Source organism: Pseudomonas sp. P4_C3 (genome assembly GCF_056402075.1).
Genome location: NZ_JBFUIC010000225.1, coordinates 1 through 7,410, shown reverse-complemented (window position 1 = coordinate 7,410; position 7,410 = coordinate 1). Strand labels below are relative to the sequence as shown.

Annotated in this window: 6 protein-coding genes; 1 reads left to right on the top strand and 5 read right to left on the bottom strand. The window is 59.4% G+C overall.

Annotation, left to right across the window (positions count from 1 at the left end; all coding sequences use genetic code 11):
- From AC1DVH_RS23715 to AC1DVH_RS23700, 4 genes are all read right to left on the bottom strand, one after another.
- Positions 1-1,203: alpha-D-glucose phosphate-specific phosphoglucomutase (locus AC1DVH_RS23715; protein WP_477755872.1), on the bottom strand; the 1,203-nt coding region annotated here is incomplete at its 3' end.
- Positions 1,204-1,316: 113 nt separating this feature from the next.
- The gene (locus tag AC1DVH_RS23710) at positions 1,317-2,717 is read right to left on the bottom strand and encodes an aminotransferase-like domain-containing protein (RefSeq protein ID WP_477755871.1); all 1,401 of its coding nucleotides are present in this window, start codon (positions 2,715-2,717) and stop codon (positions 1,317-1,319) included.
- A 40-nt stretch (positions 2,718-2,757) separates the two neighbouring features.
- Positions 2,758-4,248, bottom strand: a complete 1,491-nt coding sequence (locus AC1DVH_RS23705; protein ID WP_477755870.1) for a hypothetical protein — start codon at positions 4,246-4,248, stop codon at positions 2,758-2,760.
- A 555-nt stretch (positions 4,249-4,803) separates the two neighbouring features.
- Positions 4,804-5,826: a zinc-dependent alcohol dehydrogenase family protein gene (locus AC1DVH_RS23700; protein ID WP_477755869.1), complete on the bottom strand. Its 1,023-nt coding sequence runs from the start codon at positions 5,824-5,826 to the stop codon at positions 4,804-4,806.
- 269 nt (positions 5,827-6,095) lie between these two features.
- Between AC1DVH_RS23700 and AC1DVH_RS23695 the strand changes: the two genes are divergently transcribed.
- The gene (locus AC1DVH_RS23695) at positions 6,096-7,010 is read left to right on the top strand and encodes a LysR family transcriptional regulator (RefSeq protein WP_477755868.1); all 915 of its coding nucleotides are present in this window, start codon (positions 6,096-6,098) and stop codon (positions 7,008-7,010) included.
- A gap of 43 nt (positions 7,011-7,053) precedes the next feature.
- Here the strand turns inward: AC1DVH_RS23695 and AC1DVH_RS23690 are convergent.
- On the bottom strand, positions 7,054-7,410 hold a 357-nt coding region (locus AC1DVH_RS23690; protein WP_477755867.1), incomplete at its 5' end, for a helix-turn-helix domain-containing protein.

The window sequence follows — 7,410 nt, the reverse complement described above, 5'->3', positions numbered from 1 at the left end:
GCGCAGGAACGAGGCACCGGCGCTTTCTTCACCGCCGAAACCGAGGGATCCATCGAACAGGCCGTCGGCAAACCATTTGAAGCCAACCGGCACTTCGTACAGGCGGCGACCCAGGCGCTTGGCCACGCGGTCGATCAAGCCACTGCTGACCACGGTTTTACCCACGGCCGCATCGGCGCGCCATTGCGGACGGTTCTGGAACAGGTAGTCGATGGCAACGGCGAGGTAGTTGTTCGGCGCCAGCAAACCACCGGACGGCGTGACGATGCCATGGCGGTCGTGGTCCGGATCGCAGGCAAATGCCACGTCAAAGCGTTCTTTCAGGCCGATCAGGCCTTGCATGGCGTGGCTGGACGATGGGTCCATGCGGATCTGGCCGTCCCAGTCGACGGTCATGAAACGGAAGGTCGGGTCGACCTCTTTGTTCACCACTTCCAGGTCCAGACGGTAATGCTCGGCAATCGCCGACCAGTAGTGCACCCCCGCTCCACCCAGCGGATCGACGCCCAGGCGCAGCTTGGCATCGCGGATGGCGTCGAAGTCGATCACCTTGATCAGGTCGGCGACATAGGTGTTGAGGTAATCGTGACGATGGGTGGTGCTGGCCTTCAGTGCCTGCTCGTAGCTGATGCGCTTGACGCCAGCGAGCTTGTTGGCCAGCAGCTCGTTGGCCTTGGCTTCGATCCACTTGGTGATGTGGGTATCGGCCGGACCACCGTTGGTTGGGTTGTACTTGTAGCCACCGCTTTGTGGCGGGTTGTGGGACGGCGTGATGACAATGCCATCCGCCAGGCCGGTGGTGCGACCACGGTTGTAGCAGAGAATCGCATGGGAAATGGCCGGCGTCGGCGTGTACTCGTCACCTTCGGCGATCATCACGGTCACGCCGTTGGCCGCCAGCACTTCGAGGGCGCTGGCGCCGGCCGGTGTGGACAGCGCGTGGGTGTCGATGCCGACAAACAGCGGACCATCGATGCCTTGAGCTTCGCGATACAGGCAGATCGCCTGGCTGATCGCCAGCACGTGCCATTCGTTGAAACTCAAGTCGAACGAGCTGCCCCGATGCCCGGACGTGCCGAAGGCAACGCGCTGGGTCGAAATCGCGGCATCCGGCTGGCCGGTGTAATAGGCCGTTACCAGTCGCGGGATGTCGACCAACAATGCTGCCGGTGCCGGTTTACCCGCAAAAGGACTGAGTGTCATGCAAAACCTCTGGAATAGAGTGGTTCAGGAATTGGGGCGCAGTTTACTGGCAGTTGGACCGCAAGGCGATGGGATCGATCCAACACAGCGCAGGTTGTTATTTTTTGTCTCGCTCACTCGATTGATTCCAGGCGCAGCGCATCCCCCAGCAGTCCCAGTGCGGCCGCCAGGTTGTGATCGCCGCCGAACGTATGACTCAAGCGCAAATGCTGCCCGTGCAGACCGTGGAGGCTGAACAGTTCCCCCGGCGCGATGACCACTTGATGCACCAGCAGGCGCTGGAACACACGACGTACGTTGACCCGACGCAACGAGCGCACCCAGATCGTCGCACCGCCTTGCGGCTCGACGAAATGCAAGGCATCACCCAATCGCTCCTGCAACAACTGGGTCATTTGACTCTTGCGCTCCTTGAGTAGCCGTCGCAGCACCAGCAGATGCTGATCGATGCGACCGCTACTGTACAAACGGGCGATGGCTTTCTGGCGAATCGGCGAGAGACGGAACGAACGCAGCAGAAAGTGCCGTTGCAGCTCAACGCTCAAATGCCTTGAAAGCAGGTAACCATAGGGCGCTTCAGGCCCGATGACTTTCTCGAACGTGGAAAACACCATCAGCCGTTCAGGGTCCAGCAAGTCGCGAAAGCGCACGCCGCCAAGGTCGAATCCGAGTTCGCCATAACAGTCGTTTTCCAGCACCCAGCTGTCATGCGCGGACAAAAGCCGGGCAATGGCCTGCCTGTTTTCGTCAGGCGCCAGGCTGCCGCGGGGCATATTCAGGGCCGATGAAAGCATCACCAGCCTGACCGGTTCGGTATCCAGCAGCATGTTGAGCCGTTCCGGATCCAGGCAGCCATCGGCCTGCACGGGCAGTTCAATCACCCGCACGCAGGCGGCTTGAAACAAACGCAGGATCGTCCAGTCGCACGGCGATTCGACCACCACGGTGGCATCTTTCAAGCCCAGCACGGCGATCAGGATTTCCAGTACACCGCGAAGGTCTGCGCCGATGTAGACATCATCGGCGTGCCAGTAACGCATTGGAGACGTGGTGTAGCGCGCAGCCAGGGCGGTGCGCAATTCGAGCTCGCCGCAGGGTTGCGAAGGCGACTGCGGCTGGCGGGGATACTGGCGCAGCAACTCTCGCTCCAGCAGCAACAAAGGACTGTCCAGCGGCTGCAGCAACGCCGGTTCATCGGCGCTCAAGACCAGCATCCCCGGGCGCCTGGCATTGACGTAGACGGCTTCCAGCAGATCGCTGCCGCTGTCTTGCAGGTTGATCGAGGAAACTGGCAATGCGTAGTAACCGGACTTGGCCACCGAATAGACGCGCCCTTCTTTCTCCAGCAGCGAATAGGCGTACTGAATGGTCGAGATCGACACATTGAGACGCTCCGCCAGATGCCGCAGCGACGGCAGGCGGATGGGCGAATCCCCTTCAGATTCGTTGATCAGGCTGACCAGGTATCGATAAACCGCCTGATAGGCGAAATCCGTTTCTCGTGGACCTTTCATGGGCGAAGGCCAACCGCACTGGCTGAAAACCCGCCCACGTTCAGTGGCCCGCTGACCATTCATCCACCCACGTACTGTCGGCATCAGGATCGCCCAGCGTATTTTGCGACGCGGCCCTTTGAATGATTGCTTCTGCCACCCCGCCAGCGCCTGCGGGTGTCCACTCCATGCGGTAAAGCTGGCCAATCAGGCTGACGGGCAATCCGCTGACATCAATCATCCACTGCATGATCTGCTCGCCGACCGGGTGCCCCTGCATGGCCTTGTGCAGCTCGGGCATGGCCACCAGCATGCCCGGATGGCACTGACGCAGGAAATGCTCGAGCCCCGCACCTTTTTCGGTGAAAGGTGAAAAAAGCAGGCACACCAGCTGTGCTTCGCTCAGGCCCAGGTTCTTTTGCGCTTCGGCCGCTGCTCGGGCGCGCTGCTCGGTCAGTGTCGCCGGGTTACCGAAGACCTCGATGGCCTGCTCGCACAAACGCTCGGGCAAGCGCTTGCGGCGCATCATCACCAAGGCGCGTTGCAGGTATTGCGTAATGCCGAACTCGTAATTGCGGCCATGCACGTAGCACGCTTGCAACCCCCTGACGTGCGCCGAGATCGACGGGCTGACGAATTCGTTGTCGCTGATCTGCGCAGACAGTTCGTCAGGCTGGAACCGGAGAAACTCAGTCAGCAATGGCCAGCGTTCTTCCAGGTTGCTGACCAGCAGGTCGTGGATGTCGATGCAGGCCGTACGACGACAGGTCTCGAAGCGCTCTTGTGGACGCCACCGGGCCTGGCTGTAATCCGCGTAGAACGCGTGATAACAGTCGCTGCCCAGTTCATCGAGCAATGCGAACAGCCCCGCATAATCGACCTCACCCCTGGGCGAAGGCTTGAGCCCTGCCTTGGTGGCGGCACGCTTCAAACCGTCGATGAACTGCTTCTGTTGACGCGGCGTGTCACTGATGAGCAACGCGTCGACACCACCGTCCCAGCGGGCGATTTGCCCGTAGAACTCTCCCGTGGCCAGATAACCGTCATCCCACAGGTCCAACCCGCCACGCCACTCCCGACGATGGCCGATCAGCAGCAGGTTCAGGCGACTGGACTCGCGACCGGCGTCGGAGATCGGCGCCAGGTGGTTGAACGGCAAGACTTCCCGATCATCGACCATCAACACCTCGACCCGGGGATCGTCATAGACAAACAATGCGCTGTTGGTCCGGTGCATGTTTTCCACCGCCGCGCCGCTTGCCCCGTTCAACCGTAACGAGGCGATGCGCAACTGGAATGTCGCTGGCGACCGAGTGGCAATGGTCAACTGCGCAGCACGCAACAGCGCCAGGGTGTAGCAGTTGTCACGGCCCCCGGACTGGATCGCCAACACCTTGTAATCGCCAATGCGCTCCATGCCCCCCGCCGCTACCGTCAGACGCTGAATCAACAATTGCAAAGMAGTGCGTTCGGCACGGGAGAAAAAACCCAGCAATCGCTGCAGCACTTGTTGATAGACATGGTTCATCGCTTGGTCATGGATGCTGGTCATCTTTATTTACCTGATACTCGTAAGTTCAACATCGCGCAGACAGCAAATCCCGTTGCACTGTCTGCGCGAATGGAGTCATGGACTTTATTGCCAAATGCTAGCACTTGAATTTTCTGGTGATCATTTGAAACGTTCGTAGCGCCCCCTCGGTTTAACGACGCAGGCGAAGCTGTAGCGCCCGACTGGCAAGGGTTTGCTCGACTTGAATCGCAGTCCTAGGAAACTTCCGACAATGTCCCACAGACATTTAATACAAGAAATAAAGAAGGAAGTTGTCGCTGTCTTTTTGGCAACTACACAACAACACTCTAGTTTGGAGAGGTGCACCGACGGCGCACATTGAAAAGTTTCAGCCTGACACCCAGCCATGACTCATTCCTTGAGATGAAAGTAATCATTCAATTATCAGGGCTTAGTGGCTGATTAGAAGCTACAGATTACGAGCAAAAACCAGTTCAGTTGCTGGACCGGCCTGCGGATCGAAGGATTTCGGGGGGACTGAAACGAAAGAGTCCGCGTGGGCACGGACTCTTGGGTGGGCTATTGCGGCGGTTGTTATGCCGGATCGACCTGCAGCGCGACCCTTTCGCGACACGGGCATTCGTCCATGTAGCGGTGTGCTTCGACAAACTCGGCAAACGGGAAGACCCGAGTCTTGAGCGGCAGCAGAACGCGGTCGGCGGTCAGCTGATTGATGTCGCGCAAGGCACGTTGCAGTGCGACCTGGTCCTGGGTGATGCCCAGTTCCGGCTTGCCAGTGAAGTTGCCGATGCAGTGTACGAAGAACTGAATGTTCTTCTGGAACGCTGCGCAGGCCGGGAAAGGCGTCTGGTTGCCGCCTTGCAGGCCGTACAGCACCAGGCTGCCGCGAGGCGCCAACACATCGCCAAGCAACGACATCTGCGGACCGCCCAAACCATCGAATACCACATCCACGCCGCGGTTATCGGTGATCTTGTTGATTCGTATCAGCAGATCTTCTTCCTCGGTGACGATGACTTTCTCGGCACCCAGTGACAGCAGATACTCACGTTCCTCTGCTGACTTGGTCGCGGCGATCACTCGAACACCCAGGGCCTTGCCCAGTTGTACGAACGAAGGTCCGGCGCAATGACTGGCGTCGGTCACCAGGGCAAACTGCCCGGGTTTGACCCGTGCCAGATCCGCATAAGCGAAATAGGCAATCAACAACGGCGTGTAGTGCACGCTGGCTTCAATCGGGCTGAGCACATCCGGGTAGCGGGTCAGTGCCGAGCGCGGCAGAACGATCTGCTCGCCGTAGACCGGGTAATCGTTCGGGCTTTCGGCCGGGAAACTGGCAACCTTGTCACCGACGGCCAGGTCTTCCACGCCATCGCCGACGGCGGTGACGATACCGGCCATTTCATGACCAAGGCCTGAAGGCAGACGAGCGTGGGACGAGGCCAGGTTCTGGCGCCAAAGAATGTCATACCAGCTGATGCCGATCGCTTCGACGCGCACCTGCACTTCGCCCGGTGCAGGCAGAGCCGCCGCATGCTCTTCGCATTTGAGCACCTCGGCTGGACCAAACTTGTGAAAACGGATCGTGCGGGACATCGCAAACCTCGCCAATTGAACCTCTAATGCCTTGAACTCTAGCTGGGCTTTCAACCCAACACTATCTGTGGCTATTAATAGTCGACATGCCTGTCATTGATTCCGCGGCGGCGACAATATCGTGAAATGTCGTAGGAAACTGGAGCCGCCTTTGCAGGAAATCTGAATTACCCGGTGCAGAGTACCAGCCTTTCCCCGTAATATTCCTGCTGGCCATTGTTCTCATATGGCTGCCCACGTCAAGTTTGCTGACCCTGCCAGGACTCCAGATGAATCGTAATGACCTGCGTCGTGTCGACCTGAACCTGTTGATCGTTTTCGAAACATTGATGCACGAGCGAAGCGTGACCCGTGCTGCGGAAAAACTGTTCCTCGGCCAGCCAGCCATCAGTGCAGCGCTCTCGCGCCTGCGCGGCTTGTTCGATGACCCATTGTTTGTGCGTACCGGCCGCAGCATGGAGCCGTCCGCCAGGGCGGTAGAGATCTTCGCCCTGCTCTCGCCGGCACTGGATTCGATTTCCACCGCCGTCAGCCGTGCGGCCGAGTTCGATCCTGCCACAAGTACCGCCGTGTTCCGCATCGGCCTTTCGGACGACGTCGAGTTCGCCTTGCTGCCAATGCTGCTCAAGCGCCTGCGTGCCGAATCGCCGGGGATTGTGCTGGTGGTGCGCAGGGTCAACTACATCCTGATGCCGGGGTTGCTGGCATCCGGTGAGATATCCATCGGTGTCAGTTACACCACCGACCTGCCGGCCAACGCCAAGCGTAAAGTACTGCGCCGCAGCCAGCCGAAGCTGTTGCGCGCCGACACCGTGCCAGGGCCGTTGAGCCTGGATGATTACTGCGCTCGCCCCCATGCACTGGTGTCGTTCGCCGGCGACCTCAGCGGTTTTATAGATGAAGAACTGGAAAAGCTCGGGCGCAAACGTCATGTGGTGCTGGCCGTGCCGCAGTTCAACGGGTTGAGCACCCTGCTCTCGGGCACCGACATCGTGGCTACGGTGCCGGACTACACGGCCGATGCACTGACTGCCGCCGGCGGTGTGCGGGCCGAAGATCCGCCGTTGCCGGTGCGCAGTTTCGAGTTGCACATGGCCTGGCGCGGGTCGCAGGATAACGATCCGGGGGAGCGCTGGTTGCGGTCGCGGATTCAGATGTTCTTTGGAGACCCTGAGAGTCTTTGAAAGGGTTGCCAACGGCCAATTTTTGAATGACCTATGTATGTCGCTACCCTGCCCCTCGCAACACCGCAATATCTCGTTTGGGCGGTATTCCAAACAGACGGCTGTATTCGCGGCTGAACTGCGATGGACTTTCATGGCCGACCTTGAAAGCCGCGCTGGATACATCCTGATGCTCGTTGAGCATTAAACGCCTCGCCTCGTTTAGCCGTAGCCATTTCTGGTACTGCAACGGGCTCATCGCGGTGAGCTGGCGGAGATGGTGGTGGAAGGTCGGCGTGCTCATCTGCACCCGGGCGGCAAGGTCGTCAACGCGAAGGGCCGAGGTGTAATTCAACTCCAGCCAATCGATGGCTTTGACCCTCGTCGGCGCACCGGCATCGCGTTTGACTCGAGCGGCTAT